18 protein-coding genes are annotated in these 18,468 nt (G+C 66.1%); 10 read left to right on the top strand and 8 right to left on the bottom strand.

All coding sequences use genetic code 11. The features are described from left to right. Position 1: 1 nt before the first annotated feature. Together CSC94_RS10455 and CSC94_RS10450 are read left to right on the top strand one after the other, a co-directional pair. A complete protein-coding gene (locus tag CSC94_RS10455) occupies positions 2 to 670 on the top strand; it encodes a hypothetical protein (protein WP_133122869.1) in 669 nt (222 codons plus the stop codon). A 164-nt stretch (positions 671 to 834) separates the two neighbouring features. After that, a complete protein-coding gene (locus CSC94_RS10450) occupies positions 835 to 1,251 on the top strand; it encodes a hypothetical protein (RefSeq protein WP_133122868.1) in 417 nt (138 codons plus the stop codon). 389 nt (positions 1,252 to 1,640) lie between these two features. Here CSC94_RS10450 and CSC94_RS10445 read toward each other — a convergent pair whose 3' ends face one another. The 5 genes from CSC94_RS10445 to CSC94_RS10425 form a co-directional block, all read right to left on the bottom strand. Beyond that, complete coding sequence (locus tag CSC94_RS10445) at positions 1,641 to 2,318, bottom strand: tetratricopeptide repeat protein (protein WP_099306288.1); 678 nt, start codon at positions 2,316 to 2,318, stop codon at positions 1,641 to 1,643. Then, positions 2,318 to 3,007: a hypothetical protein gene (locus CSC94_RS10440; protein WP_099306287.1), complete on the bottom strand. Its 690-nt coding sequence runs from the start codon at positions 3,005 to 3,007 to the stop codon at positions 2,318 to 2,320. Before CSC94_RS10440 ends, CSC94_RS10445 begins: the two co-directional genes overlap by 1 nt. Before the next feature lie 236 nt (positions 3,008 to 3,243). Continuing rightward, positions 3,244 to 3,990, bottom strand: coding sequence for a YfdX family protein (locus CSC94_RS10435; RefSeq protein ID WP_099306286.1), 747 nt, complete (start codon positions 3,988 to 3,990; stop codon positions 3,244 to 3,246). Between the two features lie 233 nt (positions 3,991 to 4,223). Continuing rightward, positions 4,224 to 5,609: a sigma-54-dependent transcriptional regulator gene (locus tag CSC94_RS10430; RefSeq protein ID WP_245408318.1), complete on the bottom strand. Its 1,386-nt coding sequence runs from the start codon at positions 5,607 to 5,609 to the stop codon at positions 4,224 to 4,226. Positions 5,610 to 5,613: 4 nt separating this feature from the next. After that, positions 5,614 to 7,068 (bottom strand): sensor histidine kinase, encoded by a 1,455-nt coding sequence (locus tag CSC94_RS10425; RefSeq protein WP_099306285.1) that lies wholly within the window; start codon positions 7,066 to 7,068, stop codon positions 5,614 to 5,616. A gap of 303 nt (positions 7,069 to 7,371) precedes the next feature. Between CSC94_RS10425 and CSC94_RS10420 the strand changes: the two genes are divergently transcribed. Next, positions 7,372 to 8,373, top strand: a complete 1,002-nt coding sequence (locus CSC94_RS10420) for an LLM class flavin-dependent oxidoreductase (RefSeq protein WP_099306284.1) — start codon at positions 7,372 to 7,374, stop codon at positions 8,371 to 8,373. 8 nt (positions 8,374 to 8,381) lie between these two features. On the opposite strand, the gene CSC94_RS10415 is transcribed toward CSC94_RS10420, so the two are convergent. Then, positions 8,382 to 9,347: a CHAD domain-containing protein gene (locus CSC94_RS10415; RefSeq protein ID WP_133122867.1), complete on the bottom strand. Its 966-nt coding sequence runs from the start codon at positions 9,345 to 9,347 to the stop codon at positions 8,382 to 8,384. 191 nt (positions 9,348 to 9,538) lie between these two features. On the opposite strand from CSC94_RS10415, the gene CSC94_RS10410 reads away from it, so the two are divergent. From CSC94_RS10410 to CSC94_RS10385, 6 genes are all read left to right on the top strand, one after another. Further along, positions 9,539 to 11,056, top strand: coding sequence for a pyruvate kinase (locus CSC94_RS10410; RefSeq protein WP_099306282.1), 1,518 nt, complete (start codon positions 9,539 to 9,541; stop codon positions 11,054 to 11,056). 126 nt (positions 11,057 to 11,182) lie between these two features. Then, positions 11,183 to 12,307: an extracellular solute-binding protein gene (locus CSC94_RS10405; RefSeq protein ID WP_210200218.1), complete on the top strand. Its 1,125-nt coding sequence runs from the start codon at positions 11,183 to 11,185 to the stop codon at positions 12,305 to 12,307. A 66-nt stretch (positions 12,308 to 12,373) separates the two neighbouring features. Continuing rightward, entirely contained in the window at positions 12,374 to 13,462 is a 1,089-nt protein-coding gene (locus CSC94_RS10400) for an ABC transporter ATP-binding protein (RefSeq protein ID WP_099306280.1), read from the top strand. Between the two features lie 3 nt (positions 13,463 to 13,465). Beyond that, positions 13,466 to 14,656 (top strand): ABC transporter permease, encoded by a 1,191-nt coding sequence (locus CSC94_RS10395; RefSeq protein ID WP_099306279.1) that lies wholly within the window; start codon positions 13,466 to 13,468, stop codon positions 14,654 to 14,656. Positions 14,657 to 14,669: 13 nt separating this feature from the next. Next, positions 14,670 to 15,506: an ABC transporter permease gene (locus tag CSC94_RS10390; RefSeq protein WP_099306278.1), complete on the top strand. Its 837-nt coding sequence runs from the start codon at positions 14,670 to 14,672 to the stop codon at positions 15,504 to 15,506. Then, positions 15,503 to 16,207, top strand: a complete 705-nt coding sequence (locus tag CSC94_RS10385) for a hypothetical protein (RefSeq protein WP_099306277.1) — start codon at positions 15,503 to 15,505, stop codon at positions 16,205 to 16,207. Before CSC94_RS10390 ends, CSC94_RS10385 begins: the two co-directional genes overlap by 4 nt. Here CSC94_RS10385 and CSC94_RS10380 read toward each other — a convergent pair. Next, complete coding sequence (locus CSC94_RS10380) at positions 16,174 to 16,788, bottom strand: tetratricopeptide repeat protein (protein WP_099306276.1); 615 nt, start codon at positions 16,786 to 16,788, stop codon at positions 16,174 to 16,176. The two genes, CSC94_RS10385 and CSC94_RS10380, sit on opposite strands and share 34 nt — an antisense overlap. Before the next feature lie 88 nt (positions 16,789 to 16,876). Here CSC94_RS10380 and CSC94_RS10375 point away from each other — a divergent pair, with 88 nt between their 5' ends. Then, positions 16,877 to 17,713, top strand: coding sequence for a phosphodiesterase (locus tag CSC94_RS10375; RefSeq protein WP_099306275.1), 837 nt, complete (start codon positions 16,877 to 16,879; stop codon positions 17,711 to 17,713). A 26-nt stretch (positions 17,714 to 17,739) separates the two neighbouring features. Here CSC94_RS10375 and arsH read toward each other — a convergent pair whose 3' ends face one another. After that, a complete protein-coding gene (gene arsH / locus CSC94_RS10370) occupies positions 17,740 to 18,468 on the bottom strand; it encodes an arsenical resistance protein ArsH (protein ID WP_099306274.1) in 729 nt (242 codons plus the stop codon).

Below are 18,468 nucleotides of genomic sequence, written 5' to 3'. Positions count from 1 at the left end.
CATGGGCGAGCTTTTCTCCTTACGCAGCCGCGACACGTGCGTCCTCGATGAGCGCCGCGTCATGACCGTGCGCGAGGATGAACCGGCTGCGCTGACCTGGGTTGCCGACGTGCCGCTGCTCACCAACCCGGTCATCCTGAAGGCGATGGGCCTGATGTTCGCCTTTACATGGCTGCTGCTTCTGCTTATCGCGGTCGGCGTGCTGGGTGCGGACGGGCACCTGGAGCGGCTCCCCGCCTTCATGGGCGCCATGTCCATCGGCGTCGGGGTGGTTCTCGTGCTGATGGTACTGATCATGCTGATCCTCTTCCGCAACCGGATCCGCTACCGCTTCCTCGTCACCGATGATGGCCTTGCCATGGAAATGGCCGACCGGACGGCGGCCATCGCCGGTTCGCTCGCGATCGCCGCGGGCGTGGCGAGCGGCAAGCCGACCCTGACGGGAGCCGGCCTCGGGACCGTTTCCTCGCGACGCGAATTCACGCCCTGGCGCCGGGTCGGCGGGGCCGACTTCGTGCCTGAGCGCCACCTGATCCGCCTGAAACCATCGGGTTGGTGGCCGGTGGGCGCCATTCACTGCACGGAAGAAAGCTTCCCTGCGGTCGCGGCGAAGGTCCAGGCCATCCTCGACCGGCAGCACGCCGGGGCCACGTTCCGCCAAACTCGATGACCGCCCGCCAGGGGCGAAGGCCGTGCGGTGGAAATGAACCATCGCGGCTCATTTCCACCGGAGGTAACCCGGGGTGTTGATGGTTTCCCCTTTGATTTCAACGGGAACGACTGGCCCGTGCCTTGCTTCCATTGCCGGGACGACGAATGCGGAGGCCCGGAAACATGGAGATGGAGCGTTGCATCCCGACATTCCACCGCGTTTCGCTGACCGGCGCCGGTGCCGTCGTCCTGCTCGCGGCGAGCAGCGCTTCCTGCCATGCCGGTGTCGCCCGCGCGGCCCGGGCCGGCACGCTCGGCGACCATAACGCCCTTCTCGCCATGCTGGGCCTTGCCATTCTCGCGCTGTTGCCGCTGTGGGTCGCGGCAATGTGGTTTCCCGGCCGTCACGGCACCACGGCCGCTTCCCGCCACGGCGGCCGGACGGCCACGCTGCTGGCCGACTGGTTTGCCTGGTGCGTTCCGGTGCTGATCCTTCTGGCGACAGGCGCCATGGTCTGGGTGCTGATCTCCGGTCCCGAGCATGTGCCGGCGCCCGGCGCGGCCTTCCTGTCGCAACAGGCGGCACCTGCCGGAAACTGACCGCCGGCCGAAACGATTTCCGCTTTTTGATGAAGCGCTCCGATGCCCTGTATTGCCGTCCCGCAATTCCGAACGCGAAACCGGCGACCACTTTCGCTGGAATTGTTTTTTTCTTGCCGCAAGTCCCGACGCGAAACCGGCGACCACTTTCGCTGGAATTGCTTTTCCCTTGCCGCAAGTCCGGACGCGAAACCGGCGGCCACTTTCGCTGGAATTGCTTTTTTCTTGCCGCAGTTCCGGACGCGAAACCGGAAACCACTTTCGCTGGAATTGGCTTTTCCCTTGCCGCAATTCCGAACGCGAAACCGGCGACCACTTTCGCTGGAATTGGCTTTTCCCTTGCCGCAATTCCGAACGCGAAACCGGCGACCACTTTCGCTGGAATTGCTTTATCCCTTCGTCCCCGGCTTCGCGGATCCGGCCGGGCCGCTCTCATGTTTCGCCGCCGACTCCTGGTAGTCCATCGCCAGCTTCTCGCCCGCCGACTGCTGGGCGGGTGTCAGGCCGGGCGCAATCCGATCGCGCATGGCGAGGCCATAGGCGTTTCCCCGCGCTGCCGCGGCCGCATAATATCCATAGGCCGCCGCCGGATCGGCTTCACGGCCCAGACCCTTGTCACTCATGTCGCCGAGACGGACCAGCGCGGTGGTGTCCTGGCCGCGAGCGGCCACTTCCAGCCAATGCCGCGCCTTGCCGTAGTCCTGGATGGTGGCGGTCCCGTCCAGGTAAAGCGTGCCCAGCTGCCTGGCGGCGGCAACGTTTCCCGCCCGGGCTGCTTCGGAAAGCCAGTGAATGGCCTCGCCGCCATTGACGGGGGTACCGTCACCGAACTCGTACATCTCACCGAGGTAATAGGCCGCTTTCGTGTCGCCGTTCTGCGCAAGCTTGAGGAAAATCGGCAAGGCGTCCCTGGAATCGCCCTCGCGGAAGGCCCGCAACGCGATATCCTCCTGATGACGCGGCACGATGGGTGCCAGCAGGGCCGTCGTGCGGCCGGCAGCAAAGCCGGCGGCGATCGCCGCCAGGAAGATCACCGCCATCATCGGCCGGTTGCCTGGAACGTCCATCAGTCCCTCCCGCTTCCGGCGGCCCGGAAATGCGTCTCGGCGTAGCGGCCGTGTTCGGCCGCATCGAGCACCTCGATCACATGCATCAGGTTGCCCGACAGGGCGGCCATGTCGCGGTCGATCTCGCTGGCTGCCGAGGCCGGGGAGCGCCGGTCGGGTTCGCCGCCGGACGGCGCGAGGCTTCCTGTCTCGCGAAACTGGCGGAGCTTGGTGGCCAGCCGTTCGGAAAATTCCTGCCAGCGGTCCGGCGCGGCCGGGGTTTCCGCACCTTGCCGGCCCGACCGCGGAGCGCCTGCACCGGCACGGCCCGCGACCGCCGCCAGGGCGATCCTGATCCGCGCAGAGAGTGCCTCCTCCGGCGATGGCGCCCGGTCCGCGGACGGTGAATCCGGCGCCGGGTCGGCCACCGTGACCGCCACGCCACGGGTTCCCTCGCACAGGACGAAATCGCAGGGCATGGCCCCGGGTTCGGCGTCGTCGGCCCTGCCCGCGCCGCTGGCAAGTTCTGTCTGGAGGGCGGCCACGATGCTTGTCCTGGCACAGCCGTCACGACCGGCGCGGACGATCCCGGTTGCATCCATGACGCCCAGGATAGCAAAGCCGCTGGCCTTGAGCGCGTCGGTCAGAAAGCCGACGGCCGTCTCCATGTCCGAAACATCCTCCAGGTGAAGCTGCAGATAGCGGGTCATCGCCGTTCTCCTTTCAAGCTTTCGATGGCGGCCGCGCTTGCGGCGGGGCCGAGCCGGCGTTCCTGCAAATCGGTGAAGCAGCCGCCGTGCCAGGCGCAATCTGTTGATATTTCTATTCTTCCTGCTTCGCCGGCCCGGCGCCGGGGTATATGCCCCGGCGACAACGGTTGATTTCAACCGGGACGGACCGGGGCGCCGGGCATAGAGCCCGGCGCCCCCGGCCGGCACCCGAAGGATCACTTCCTGGCCGTCGCGGGATGGCCGGCATCCTTGGCTGCGGCCTGGCCGGATGCGGGCTTGGCCGGTGCAGCCGACTTGCTGATCGAGCCGGTCTTCGCGTGATCGGTGTTCGGGACCTCGACCAGCATCACCGTGTCGGCATTCAAGCCGTCCTCGGCAGCCTTGAGCGCCATGTTGGCCTCGTAGAACTTTTCGTCCTTGACGAGCTTGTAGGCGATGTCGACGTGGTTCTGGGTCTCGCGCAGCGGCATCAGGACGCGGGTGAAGCCGACATCGACATCCGCCAGTTTCAGTTCGTCCATCGCCTTGGCCGTTTCACCCTTCTTCAGGTGGGCATTGCCGGCGGCAATGTGTTTCGCCTTCTCGGGCGTCGCCTGGAAATTGTCAGCCACGACGACCTGGCCGTCGACCGGGATCAGGTTGGGATCGTCCGTCGAGTTGAGCTTGGCCAGCTTGTCGTCGGTCTTGACCTTGCCGAGATCGTCACGGGCGAGGTCGACATATTTCTGCGCCGCGCTCGGGTCGCCATTGAAGATGGCGATGCGGGCCGCGCGGATGTCGCGCATCACGTTGTAACCGTCCTGGGAAAGCTGCAGGTTCGGATTCGCCTTGCCCGACTTCGAGGCCTCGACGGCCTGGTCGGTCTTGCCAGCGGCATCGGCGAGTACGGGGGTCATGGCGGTACCGGCGAGAGCGGCGGTCGCGATGGCAGCGAAAGCGAGGTTGCGGATTGTCCGTTTCATTGTTCTAGTCCTTGTCGTTCACCCGACCCTTTCGATCGGCCGCCGCAATCCTTCGGGTGGGAGGCATGGCCGCGGCAGGCCGGCTCCCTCCGGAACCGGTCAGCCCTGACATTGCAGCTTGCGTGCCACCACACAGGTTATTGTAATTGTTCGGTTTTCCAGGAGACTTTGCCTGCATGGCCGGACAATTGGGGGGAATTCCCACCGGCCACCATCGCAACGAGGCGTGGAAATTACCGTGCCAGGCCGTATTTCTGAATGCGGTAGCGCAGCGTTTCGCGGGTGGTGCCCAGGGCGCGGGCCGTCGCCATGACATTGTGGTCGTGACGTTCGAGGGCCGTCCTGATGATGAAGCGGTCCATCTCGTCCAGGGCCATGGAGCCGTCGAGGGGCAGACGGATCCAGTCGCCGCCTGCCTCGGCCTCGCCATGATCCGCCCCGTCGGCTACCGCCTGGAGGCCGAGCCATTCGCCGGAGAGGACCGGGCCGTCACTGAGCAGGACCGAGCGCTCCAGGACATTGCGCAACTCGCGCACGTTTCCCGGCCAGGCATAGGCCTGGAGCGCGCGCATGACCGGTTCGGGGACGTCGCGGACGTGCTTGCCCGCCTGGGCATTGAACTCTGCGATCAGACCCTCGATCATCGGCTCGATGTCCTCCGGGCGCTCGCGGAGGCTCGGCAACCGCACCTCGAAGACGGAAATGCGGTGATAGAGATCGCCGCGAAAGCCGCCATCGGCGGTCCGGGCGGGCAGGTCGCGGTTGGATGCGGCGACGAGTTGCACGTCGACCGATACCGGCTGTTCGCCGCCGACGCGGCGGAAGCTCTTTTCCTCCAGGGCCTTGAGCAGTTTCGACTGCAGGCCGATGTCCATTTCGCCGATCTCGTCGAGAAAAAGCGTCCCGCCGTCGGCCTGTTCCATCAGGCCGCGATGGCGGCCGCGGGCGCCGCTGAACGATCCCGGCTCATGGCCGAACAGTTCCGATTCCAGCAGTTCCTTGGGAATGGCGGCGCAGTTGATATCCACGAAGGGACCATCGGTGCGCAATCCCGAGTAATGCAGGATCTTGGCCGCCAGACCCTTGCCGGTCCCGGTCTCGCCCGACAGCAGCACGCTCGACACGGGGACGGCGGACAGCTGGGCGAGCATGGTGCGGATCCGGTTCGCCGCCGGGCTGACCCCCACGAAGGCCGCGGGGGTGTACTTGCGCGCCTCCGTCTCGACGCTGTCGGCGATGCGCTGGCGGGCCTTGGCGCCACGCGTTCCGGCCGCGATCGTCAGGTCGAGCTTGTGATAGTCGATCGGCTTGGCGAGGAAATCGAGCGCGCCCAATTCTGCCGCCCGCTCGATGTCGCGCCGCGTCCCGTAGCCGGACAGGAAGACCCATTCGCCCTGTCCGCCGGCGGCACGGAACTCTTCCAGGAAGTCCAGCCCGTTGCCGTCCGGCAGGCTCATGTCGGAGAGGATGATCTGCGGCGCATGGCCAAGGTCGATCAGCAGGCGGCGTGCGTCCGCCAGGGTTCCCGACAGGGTGACACGCCAGCCTTCCCGTTCGAAGCGGCGTTTCAGTTCGCCGCCCAGCAGGCGTTCATCCTCGATGATGGACATGGTGCGCATGGGATCAATCCGGACAGGTCATGGTGATGGTTGTCATGGCGCCGCCTTCCGGCGACGTGCCGATCTCGATGTCGCCGCCCGCGGCGTTGACCAGGCGCTGGACGATGGACATGCCAAGCCCGGTCCCGGTCTCCTTCTCGCTGTGAAAGGGGCGGATGCCGCGCTCGAGCATGGCACGCGGAAATCCCGGGCCGTCGTCCGACACGCAAAGCCGCGCACGGTTATTCTCGCGGTGCATGGCAACACGGATCGTGCCTCCGGTTCCGGCGAGTGCCTCGCTGGCGTTCCTGAGCAGGTTGACCAGGACCTGGCGCAGCGTGTCGCGGGGCAGGCTGCAGGTCGTGTCCTCGAGGTCGGTGAAGATGGCGATCCGGTCGTCGAGCTGGTAGCCGAACAGGCGGACGACATCACCGGCCAGCTGGCGCAGGTTGACCGGCACGGGATCCTCCGGGGCGAAGCGGCCGCGCTCCAACAGCCCGTTAAGCAGTGCGGTGACGCGTTCCAGTTCGCTGACGATGAGAGAGACCCGGTCGCGCATGTCCTCGTCATCCAGTTCGCGCTGCATATTGTGCAGCGCCAGCGAGATGCCCGAGATGGGGTTGCGCAGTTCATGCGCCATGCGCGCGGCAAACTCGCCCACCGCCGCCAGCCGTGCGCCGTTTTCCAGTTCCGCCTGCTGGCGGAGAAGCGTCTCGGAGGCCATGCGCACCTGGCGCTCCAGCGTCGCTTCGCGCTGGTCCGCCTCGTCGACAGCCTGGCGCAGCTTCTGGGCCATCTCGTTGTAGCGCTCGTAGATGGGGGCCAGCGGATCGCCCGCATCATCAGGCGTGGCGGCGCGAAATTCCAGGTTGCCAACGTTTTCGAGCAGTTGCGACAGGCGGCCGAGCGACCGGAAGGAATGGCGCCGGCCATAGGCCAGAACGAACATGGCGATCGCCGGCAGAAGCAGGAGGGAAATCGAGGCAACCGCCAGTTCCAGCTCGGCCGACCGGCGGGCCTGGGCGACGACGACGCGCTGAAGCTCGTTCTCCTGCTTCAGGGTCCGGCGCAGGACCGTCAGCGCGGCCAGCAATCCTTCCCTGATGTTGCCCTGCGGCGCGGCCAGGAACGCCATGGCCTGACGGATATGGCCGGGCGTATCATCGTGCAGGGCGCCGTGATCGTCGAGCAGGGCCTGCAGCCGGCGGGCAACCTTTTCCACCTCGGCTGGTTCAGGTGCGGAGTTTTCCCGGAAATGGCGGATCAGCAGTTCCTGGATGTCCATGCTGGATTGCTGGAGGCCGGCCAGGTGGCCGATGTGACGTTCCAGCGGCACCAGCCGGTTGGTCGACGTCCAGGCGGTATAGGCCAGGAAGCCGAGCGAGAGGAGCAGGGCCACGGCAGCCAGCACCGTGGCAACGCGATACGGCCTGAGCAGCGCGCGGCGTATTCCGCCATTCCTGTTTGCGGCCGTTTCCATCGGCACCTCTTCCGGGTCGGATCGGTCCGGACAGCGCCCGCCTGCCGGGACCGCCCGCCGTATCCATGCAATTGACGCGCCAAGGCCGACCGGACGACAGCCACCGCGATATCCCCGGATCGACCTGCTCCGACCCCGTCAACATGGTGGATTTAAGCCACACGAACGGTTGTTATCAACCGCCCTTCTTCTTCCCGCGGCGTTGTTCGCAGGCCGGACCGGTCCGCCGGGGATGGTCAGGGCGGGTTTTGCGCATTATCTGCTGTGGGCACGCGCCATGCCATGGAACAAGAGGTCCCGCTCATGCAACGCTATTCCGTCCTCGACCTTTCGCCCATTGCGGAGGGGTCCACGCCCGCCCAGTCGCTGGCCGACACGCTGCTGATGGCACAGAGTGCCGAGCGGCTTGGCTTTCACCGCTACTGGCTGGCCGAGCACCACAACATGCCGGGAATCGCGTCCGCCGCGACCTCGGTTGTGATCGGGCATGTCGCGGGCGGCACGAATACCATCCGGGTCGGTGCCGGCGGGATCATGCTGCCCAACCACGCGCCGCTGGTCGTCGCAGAGCAGTTCGGCACGCTGGAAACGCTCTATCCCGGCCGGATCGACCTTGGCCTGGGTCGCGCGCCCGGCACGGACGGGGCCACGGCACGGGCGCTTCGCCGCTACATGGAGGCCGCCGACCGGTTTCCGCAGGACGTGGTGGAGCTTCTCGGCTATCTCGGCGACGACGAAGGGCCGGTGCGCGCCGTGCCCGGCCAGGGCACCCACGTTCCGGTCTGGATCCTCGGGTCCAGCCTGTTCGGCGCGCAACTGGCGGCCTATCTCGGCCTTCCCTATGCCTTCGCGTCGCATTTCGCCCCGGCGATGCTCGAACAGGCGGCAGCGATCTACCGCGAGACATTCCAGCCGTCGGCCCATCTCGATCGCCCCTATTTCATGATGGCCGCGGGAATGGTCGTCGCCGACACGGACGCGGAGGCGAATTTCCTGCGCACCTCGCAGATCCGCACGTTCGCGCGGCTGCGTACTGGAAGACCGGGCCGGTTTCCGCCGCCCACGCACGACCTTGAAAGCGAGTTTTCACCCGACATGCTCGCCATGGCGCGCGATGCGTTGTCCTGTTCGGCCGTCGGCTCCCCGGAAACCGCGCGGCGCCAGATGGCCGCGCTGCTGGAACGCTACCGGCCCGACGAGGTGATGATCACCGGCATGGTCTACGACCGCGACGCGCGCCTGCATTCCCTCGATCTGGCGGCCGGCGTCCTGTCGGACCTCGTGACCGGCGAAATGGCGGCCTGATCCCGCCGTCACCCGGACGTCCAGAAGCGCCTTGTCTTTCCAAGGTCCTTCCAGAGCGCGCGGGCATGGGTCCAGGCGACGTCCGCCTCGCAGGCCGCATAACCGGCGATCCAGCCGGCGGCATGGCGGGCGCCGTCGGGGGCACGGCCACCAGCGAGGACCTCGTCCAGCCGGCCGGCGACCATGCGCGCATCGTTGAGAAGACCGAAGACATCCTGAAGCTGCTTCAGCCGTTTCAGAAAGGGTTTCGCCTTCCGGCGCCGAAAGAGCGGAAGCAAGAATTCGCCGCAATAGCGCAGTTTCTTGAGCTCCTTGCGCAGCACATGCCGCTCCGCCAGCGTCAGCTTGCCGATCCTGCCGGCTGCCCTGACCGACTTCTTCCATCGCCTGTCCAGTGCGGTCACGGCCAGGTCCGCAACGGATAGCGGTGTGCCGGCGGGGCGTTCAGGCACATCCAGGCCGGTGCCGTCCAGCCTGGCGACAAAGGCGTCGAGATCGGCCAGAAACGTGCTGACCCGTTCGCCCTGCAACGTGGCCGAGAGGCGTTCGCGCGCCGCCGATGCCGCCTCGCCGACGGCCGCGGCCAGCGCTTCGAAGCGCGCGTCCAGCGGGTTCCGCGCCATGGCGGCCGGCACGATCCCGGTCCGGATGACGTCGAGATCGCGCAACAGGCCGACTTCCTGGCCGAGCCAGCGGGCTTCGGCGGAGAGGCGCTTCGCCTCCTGGCCTCCTAGAACGGCAGAGAACGCGGACAGGGCACTGCGCAGCCGGCGAAGCCCGATGCGCAACTGGTGCGGCCCCTCCGGTTCAACGGAGGCGATGACGACCGGGATGTTGGCGGCGATCTGGCCGGCGCATTCGCGCAGCACGGCCGCCGCGGCCGCGTCTGCCGGTTGCGACTTCTTCAGATCGACAGGCCGCGCCTGGCGCGGGGCAAGCCCTTCGCTTCCATTCCTGCTGTCCACCATCGACATCGAACGGCCCTCCGGCTGCACCTCGCCTTCCTACATCCATTCGGATGTTCTCATACTGCAAGAGGGATGGTGTTTTGCGCAATGACATGCGTCATTTGCTTGTCATGTGCCAATACTAGCGGAAATGCAGATCGCTGAGACGGGCCGAAACGGCAGCATGACGCATGCCCCGTCTTTTCCAAAGGTGCTCCATGGCCACAGAAGCCGCAACCTTGCGTCTCGCCAGCCTGAAAGCGAAGACCCGCAGCCTCTTGCAGCAGGTCGAGCAGCAAGGCGATGCCATCCACGAAGGGTGGCGCCAAGCCATCGAGCGCGAGGACTTCCTGCCCGGCGCGCGTAATCTTGCTGATTACCTTGCGCTGCGCCAGATTGACCTGACCGGTCTGCAGGCGGACCTCGCATCCTGCGGCCTTTCCTCCCTGGGCCGCTCGGAATCGCATATACGGCCGGCCCTCGAAACGGTCTGCGCGGCCCTGGACTGCATGACAGGGGACACGCCAGCCTGGCCCGATCCCGCCCGGCTTGACGCGGGCTTCGAGGCCATTTGCAAGGCCCAGGCCCGTTTCTTTGGCGACGACGGTCCGGCCAACGCCACGCGCATCATGGTCACCCTGCCAAGCGAAGCGGCCGACGACGGCGCCCTGCTGCAGAACATCATCGCGGCCGGGGCCAGTTGCGTGCGCATCAACTGCGCCCATGACAATGCCGAGGCCTGGGGCCGGATGATCGGCCATGCCAAGGACGCCGCGCGTAGGGCGGGCCGCGACTGCCCGGTCATCATGGACATCGGCGGCCCCAAGATCCGCGTTGTTGACGTTCATGCCCCGGCCAAGCGCCTTCACCGCGGCGACTGCCTGCGGATCGTCAGCGACGTCCGCCTGCTGGACGGCGACACCGCGGCCATGACCATCAGCTATCCCGACCTGATCGGGCGGCTGAAGCCGGGCGCGGCCGTACTCATCGACGACGGCAAGATCGGCGCCAGGGTCAGCCGCCTGATCGACGGCGGTGTGGAACTTGAGGCGATTGCCGTGCGAGAGAAGGGCGTGAAACTGAAGCCGGAGAAAGGCGTCAACTTCCCTTCCATCGAACTCGACATGGCACCCGTCACACCCGACGATCTTGCCGCCCTCGATTTCATCGCCGGGCATGCCGACGTGATCGGCTTTTCCTTCGTGCAGCGCCCGGCAGACGTGGACATGCTGGTCGAGGCGCTGGCCCTGCGCCGCGGCGACCGCCCACGCCAGCCGCTGCTGCTCAAGATCGAGACGGCGCTGGCGGTGAGAAACCTCCCCCGCCTCCTCGTGTCGGCGGGCGGCCGCCATCCGGTCGCGGTCATGATCGCGCGCGGCGACCTCGCCATGGAAGTCGGTCCGGAGCGCCTGTCTGAAGTGCAGGAAGAGATCCTCTGGCTTTGCGAAGCCGCACATGTGCCGGTTGTCTGGGCAACCCAGGTGCTGGAATCCCTGGTCAAGGACGGTGCGCCGTCGCGCGCCGAGGTGACGGACGCCGCCATGGGCCAGCGTGCCGAATGCGTGATGCTCAACAAGGGGCCGTTCATCGTCGAGGGCGTGCGCTTCCTGGCCGGCATCCTGCATCGCATGGATCGCCACCAGTTCAAGAAGACAGCCAGGCTGTCCGCGCTGACATCATGGAAGAGCGATCAGTCGCTGACGCAGGCCCACGCGGCGGTGCCCTCTGTGGACTGACACGGAACTGTCGTCAAACTGTCAGCGCTCTGTAGCAATCGCCGACTAACGGGTGCGCCGTGGATCGGCTTTGGTGCCGGTGTCCACGGAAACCGGTTTCAAGCAAAGCTGCTCAGGAGAATGCCCATGCTTACGCGCCGTTCGCTTCTCAAGACCACCGTCGCATCGACGGCCTTCGTTGCCGCCCCGGCCATCCTCAGGGCCACCAACGCGCTGGCCTCTTCGGGCCAGGTCAATGTCTTCGCCTGGGGCGACTACATCCAGGCCAACCAGATCGAAAAGTTCGAGAAGGACACGGGCATCAAGATCAACCTGTCGACCTACGGCTCCAACGACGAGGCCGAGCAGAAGCTCAAGGCTGCCGGCGGCAAGGGCTTCGACGTGATCTTCCCGTCCATCACCAACGGCAACAACTACTATCCCGACGGCCTGCTGGCCGAACTGGACGAGACCAAGCTCGTCAACGCCGGCAACCTGATCCAGTCGATGGTCAACGATTCCGTCAAGCTCGGCGGCACCTATCGCGGCAAGCGCATGCTGATGCCGTTCAACTGGGGCACCGAGGCCATCACGTTCAACAGCGCCGACATGCCGATCGCCGATGCCGACGTGTCCTTCGGCTCGCTGTGGATGCCGGAAGCCGCCGGCAAGTCCGCGTTCCGCCAGAAGTCGGTCATCATGGGTGTCGGCCTCTACCTCGACGCCAAGGGCGACGTGAAGTCCAACCGCATGCTCGACGTCTACAAGTCGGAAGACGACGCCCGCCGCGTGTGGGATGCCTGCGCCAGGTTCGTCATCGAGAACAAGGACAAGATCGCGGCCTTCTGGAACAACGCCACCGAAGCCACGAACGCCTTCAAGCAGGCGGGTGCCAAGATCGGCCAGACCTGGGACACGACCGGCCTGCTGCTCAACCGCGAGGACGCCTCGTGGAAGTACCGCATGCCGAAGGAAGGCGGCATCACGTGGATGGACTCCGTCGGCGTTCCGTCCGGTGCCGAGAACATCGAGCAGGCCTATGCCTTCATCAACGCGCTGATGACGCCGGAATTCGGCGGCATGATGTCGAAGAACACCGGCTACAACTCCGCCGTTGCCGGCGCCGCCGACTTTGCCGGCGACGAGTACAAGAAGCAGTTCAACGAGGTCTACAACGCCGAGAACCTCGCCAACCTGTGGTGGTGGCAGGCCGACACGCCGTGGTTCGCCCCGCTGCGCCAGGAATACGTCGACAAGATCACCAACGCCTGATCGGCGACGCCATCCCGGGAGGGCGCCAGCGCCCTCCCCTTTTCCCTTGTCTCCCGGAGGTCGGCCATGCATGGACAGGATGTCACCCTGAACGGCGTCTCGATGCGCTATCCGAACGGCTTCGTCGCCGTCGAGCCAACCGACCTGACCATCCGCGCCGGGGAATTCTTCTCCATCCTTGGGCCGTCGGGCTGCGGCAAGACCACCATCCTGCGGATGATCTCCGGCTTTCTCGACCCGACGACGGGATCGATCGCGATCGGCGGCCGGCCGATGGACGGCATCGGACCGAACCAGCGCCCGACCGCGCTCATTTTCCAGAACCTCGCGCTATTCCCGCTGATGAGCGTCCGGGAAAACGTCGCCTTCGGCCTTGAAGCCCGCGGCATGGCGAAAGCCGAACGCCGGCGGCGCGCCGACGACCTGCTGTCGCTGGTGGCCCTTGAAGGCCAGGGCGACAAGAAGCCGGGCGAACTGTCCGGCGGCCAGCGCCAGCGCGTGGCCGTGGCCCGCGCCCTGGCGGTCGAACCGGCGGTCCTGCTGCTCGACGAACCGCTGTCGGCGCTCGACCTGAAGCTGCGCCAGCACATGCGCGCCGAACTCAAGGACATCCAGCGCAAGACCGGCGTCACCTTCATCTACATCACCCATGACCAGGGCGAGGCGCTGACCATGTCGGACCGCATCGCCGTGATGAACCGCGGCCGCATCGAGCAGGTCGGCCCCGGCGAAGAGATCTACAACGCGCCGGCCACCGCTTTTGCCGCCACCTTCGTCGGCGAGCAGAACCGCTTCACGGGGACCGTGGTCGATGCCGACAGCGAAACGGCCCTGATCGAGACGCCGCTCGGCCGTCTCTCCGGCCTGAACCGCCACGGCCTCAAGCAGGGCGAGAACGCCCACCTGTTCGTTCGCCCGGAGCGCATGGCCGTCGCCCTGAACGGGCACGCCGCTGACCTCGACAACCGGCTCGACGCCCGGCTGGAGCGGCGCGATCTCGAAGGCCCGTTCCTCAACCTCTTCCTGCGTGCCGGCGACATGCCGCTGACGCTGCACGTCACCAATGCAGGCGATGGCATGACCCTGGAAAAGGACGCGGCGCTGCCGGTCGGCTTCCGCCGCAAGGATGCCATCGTCCTGCGTGCGGAGGGCTGAGCCATGGGTGCGCTGACCCGCAGCTTCGGCAAGCCGCTCAGTTTCGGGTTCATCGCCCTCGTCGCCATCTGGCTGTTCGGCCTGATCCTGCTGCCGCAGATCTCCATGATCCAGCGCGCCTTCCAGGTGGAAGACCGTGGCGGCGTCTCGGCGCAGCTGTCCATCGACATCGACAAGCTCTACGTCCGCAAGTTCGACATCGAGCAGCAGTTGAAAGCGCTGGAGCAGCCGACGGCGGCACAGCCGCAGGCGCCCTCGCCTTTCGCGCCCTCCATGGGCCAGGCGCCGGCCGCGCCGTCGCCCAACGATCCGTTTGCCGGTCTTTCGGCAAAGAAAGCGCCGGCCGGCGACCCCGCCGAGATCGAGGCAAAACGCAAGGCGCTGCAGGCCGAGCAGAATGCCGTGTCGGCGAAAATCGCCGACCTGGAAGCGCAGGAGACCGGTCCCGCCGCGCTCGACCTGCGCTATTCGCTGGAGAATTTCACCTCCATGTCGGCGGTGCATTTCCAGATCTTCGTGGCCACCCTGTTCTACGCGCTGTGCGTGACCGTGCTCGCCTTCCTGGTCTGCTATCCCGTCGCCTACGCGGTGGCGACCGCCGGCGCCGGCAACCGCGCGGCCATGCTGCTGCTGGCGCTCGTCGTGCCCTATGCCATCAACGAACTGCTCCGCATTTTCGCCTGGGTCATGATCCTGGAGCGGCAGGGCCTTTTCAATTCCATCCTGAACGCGCTCGGCGTGATCGATTTTTCCGCCGGCGAAGGCTTCCGCTTCGTCTCGTCCAACGGGGCGGTCTTCGCGGTCATGGTCTATGCCTACGTGCTGTTCATGGTCTTCCCGATCTACAACACGATCGAGACGCTGGACCGCAACCAGATCGAGGCCGCGCGCGACCTCGGCGCTTCGACCTGGCGCATCCACACCCGGATCGTCATCCCGCACGCCAAGCCCGGCATCGCGGTGGGGGCGATCATGACCTTCATGCTGTCGGCCGGATCCATCGCCGTGCCGGAGATCGTCGGACGCGGCATGCACCCGGACTGGTTCAGCCAGGTCATCTACCGCCGCTTCTTCGAGGCCGACAGCTGGAACCAGGGTGCGGCCTACTCGCTGGCCCTGCTCGTCGCCTGCATGGTTTTCATCCTTGCCGTGATGGCCGTCTTCAAGGTCGGCATCCGCGACATCGCCAAGTGAAGGGCCAGCGCTCATGACGGACCAGACGGCAGGCAGCCTCCTTTCCGCCCCGGCACGGCGCCAGCGCTCGGTCGACTGGAGCGCCGCGCTGCTCAACGGCTACCTGCTGTTCTTCTTTGCCTGGATGTTCCTGCCACTGATCCTGATGGTGCTGGCGGCCTTCAACGCCAACCCGACGCCGTCGGCGACCGACTGGCAGGGCTTCACCCTGCAGTGGTTCGAAAAGCTGCCGCGCGACGAGCGTTTCATGCAGGGCCTGTTCCATTCGCTGCTGATCGCCGCCGGTGTCATCGTCACCGCCATTCCCATGGGCCTGGCCGGGGCGCTGATCCTGTCGCGGCTGCAATCGCGCGCCAACACGCTGCTCTACACCCTGCTCGTCTCGCCCGTGCTGACGCCCGGGATCGTGCTTGGCGCGACGACCATGATCTTCTGGCGCGACCTGTTCGGCGTGGAGGCCGGCCTGTTCACCACCGTCATGGCGCAGGCTGCCTTCATCGCCGCCTATTGCATGTTGATGTTCATGGCCCGCCTGCAACGGCAGGACCACGTGCTGGAGGAAGCCGCGCTCGACCTTGGCGCCTCGCCCTTCTTCGTCTTTCGCCGCGTGACGCTGCCCTTCCTGATGCCGACCATCCTGACGGCGGCCTTCATTTCCTTCCTGCAGTCGATCGAGAACTACAACACGACTTTCTTTGCCATCGGCGGGTCCTGGACGCTGGTGACGGAAATCGGCAGCCGCATGCGCTTCGGCCTGTCGCCGATGATCAACGCCATCGGCGTCATCTTCATCGCCATCACTGTCGTGGTTGCCGTGACCCATACGATCATGACAAGAAAACGGGCATGAAGATCTCGCTTTCCTGCCTGCCCGGACACGAAGACCGCCTCATCCGCCCCCGCCTCGCCTCCGACGGCCTGCCCGGCTGGGTCAAGGCCCTGCCCGCAAAGGCAGAGAGCCCGGTGCTCGACGGCGCGGAGGTGCGAACGGTCAAGCAATGCCCGCCATTTCTCGACGCCATGCGGACCGGCATCCTGTTTCCTCTGGCCTGCGACGTGACCGTCAGGGATGGCGTCTTCGAATGGGACTGGGACCTGCCGATGCACCCGGTCGCGCGCATGACGCGGTCGCCGGTCGGTTTCCACGTGCCCGAACAGGCCGCCGGCGTTCCGGGCATCGACGAGACGGCCTTCGCGGTCAAGTTCAACAATTTCTGGACCGTATCGCTGCCCGAGGGCTGGTCGATGCTGTTCACCCACCCGGTCAACCGGATGGACCTGCCGTTCCGGGCGCTGACGGGACTGGTCGACTGCGACACCTGGAGCGACGGCTTCGTCCATTTCCCGGCGCTGTGGACCGACCCGGACTTCGTGGGTGTGCTCCCAGCCGGAACGCCGGTCGCCCAGGGCTTTCCGGTGCATCGCGACACGCTGCAGCTCGACATCGCGCCGATGGACGACGATGGCCTGTCACGTCATGTCGCGGTCCAGGACGGGCTGCAGGACGAGCCGGGCCTTTACCGCAAGGCTTTCCGCGCCTCGCGCGGCTGACCGGGCCGGAGCGGGAAACGGCCCCGCGCGCCCTGCGTCATGATCTTCAGCCGAAGGGCGGCATTGTCCGGTCCCGGACCGAGATTTTCCAGCGTTTCTGCGCAACCGTCGAGGTCGCCGGTCTCGCGCTGTGCCACCGCCAGCGCGGCAATGCTGCGTGCCGTGCCAAGCCGCTCACGCGCGTTGCGAAGCGGGTCGAGCGCCTCGTCGGCACGCCCCAGGCGCACCAGCGCATTGCCGAGGTTCAGAAGCGCATCGCCGTCGCGCGGCTCCATTTTCAGATAGGCGAGAAAGCCCTGGACGGCGCCGGCGGCATCGCCGAGATCCAGCAGGCAGGAGGCGCGTTCGAACAGCGCCTTGGCATGGCCGGCATCGAGGTCAAGGGCATGGGAAAAGGCGCGGATGGCGTCCGCGTGGCGGCCCAGCCGGCGCAGCACCAGCCCCTTGTTGTAGGCGATTCCGGCATGGTCCGGGACGGCCTTTTCGAGACCGGTCGCCAGGATCAGGGCTTCCGCCCAGTTTTCGCTTGCCACGGCGCGCTGGAAACGCGCCATCTGCTGGTGGAGAATCGAACCCGACATGGAGGCCCCGTTTGTGTGCTGGCGTTGTCACGTCCCTGATACAGGAGACCGCTAGGGACAGCACAAAGACCACGATGGTGACAAGATCATGAAGCTCATCCACATTTCCGACATTCACATCCATTCCGGGGCGATCTGCGGGCTGGACCCGGTGGAAAACTTCCGCCGCTGCCTCGCCGACGTGGAAGCGAATCACGGCGATGCCGACCGGGTGGTGATCACCGGCGACCTGACCCATCGCGGCCATGCGGACAGCTACCGGCTGCTGGCCGACATGCTGGAGGCCAGCTCGCTCAAGGGCGATGCCGCGCCGCGGCTGCTGATCGGCAACCACGACGACCGCGAGACGTTCGCGTCCGTGTTCGCCGGCACGCCGCGCGACGACAACGGCTTCATCCAGTGGAGCGAGGATACGCCGGCCGGCGTCTTCATCTACATGGACACGAACGAACCGGGCACCCATTCCGGCCATGTCTGCCAGGCCCGGCGCGACTGGCTGGAGGCGCAACTGACCGCGGCCGCGGAGGCCGGCAAGGGCGCCTGGCTGTTCCTGCACCACAATCCGATCGCTGTGCATATCGCCAATGCCGACCAGATCGGCATCGTGCAGGAAAAGGAGTTGCAGGACCTGCTCGCCGCCAACCGAGACACGGTGCGGCACATCTTTTTCGGCCATTGCCACTACACGCTGAGCGGCACGGTGCGCGGCATCCCCTATTCCGCGCCGCGCTCGACCAATCACACCTGCTGGCCGGATTTTTCCGGGATCGCCACCCGCATGGGCTATGGCGAGTTGCAGCCCAACTACAATGTCTGCTTCCTGGAAGACCACGGAACCGTGATCCATTCGGTCGATTTCCTCGATGCCGGCAAGGTACTCTGGCAGATCGAGGATGAGCAGGGCAATCCCGTCAGCGCCGCCTGACCAGCAAGGGCCGGGGCCGGAACGGATCAGATCGAGCGCTGGTTGACGCGCCTGGAAAGCTCCGCCGCGCTTTCCACCCGTTCGGAATAGCGGTCGACCAGATAGGCCGACCGCCCCCGGACCATCCAGGTGAATTTCACCAGTTCCTCGATGACATCGACGATGCGGTTGTAGTAGGCCGACGGCTTCATGCGGTCGTGGTCGTCGAATTCCATGAAAGCCTTGGCGACCGACGACTGGTTGGGAATGGTCACCATGCGCATCCAGCGCCCGAGCACGCGCATCTGGTTGACCGCGTTGAAGCTCTGCGATCCGCCGCAGACCTGCATGACGGCCAGCGTCTTGCCCTGGGTCGGACGCACGGCGCCGAGCGCCAGCGGAATCCAGTCGATCTGGGCCTTCATGATGCCGGTCATTGCGCCGTGGCGTTCCGGCGATACCCAGACCATGCCCTCCGCCCAGGCGGCGAGATCGCGCAGTTCCTTCACCTTCGGATGGTCCGGCTCCTCGGCATCCGGCAAAGGCAGGCCGCGGGGATCGAAGACGCGGGTTTCGCAACCATGCCATTTCAGCAGCCGCTCGGCTTCCAGCGCGGCAAGCCTGGAGAAGGACCGTTTTCTCAGCGATCCGTAGAGCAGCAGGATGCGCGGCGGGTGGCCCGGATCGTCCCCGCCTTTCAGGTATGCCGGATCGACTGGCTGCATCTGCGAGAAATCGATATTGGGCAGATCGTGTTGCGGAATGCTCTTCGTCAC

The organism is Zhengella mangrovi (assembly GCF_002727065.1).
GTDB lineage: Bacteria > Pseudomonadota > Alphaproteobacteria > Rhizobiales > Rhizobiaceae > Zhengella > Zhengella mangrovi.
Note: the sequence above shows the minus strand (reverse complement) of the source record. Positions and strands in the feature narration are given on the sequence as shown.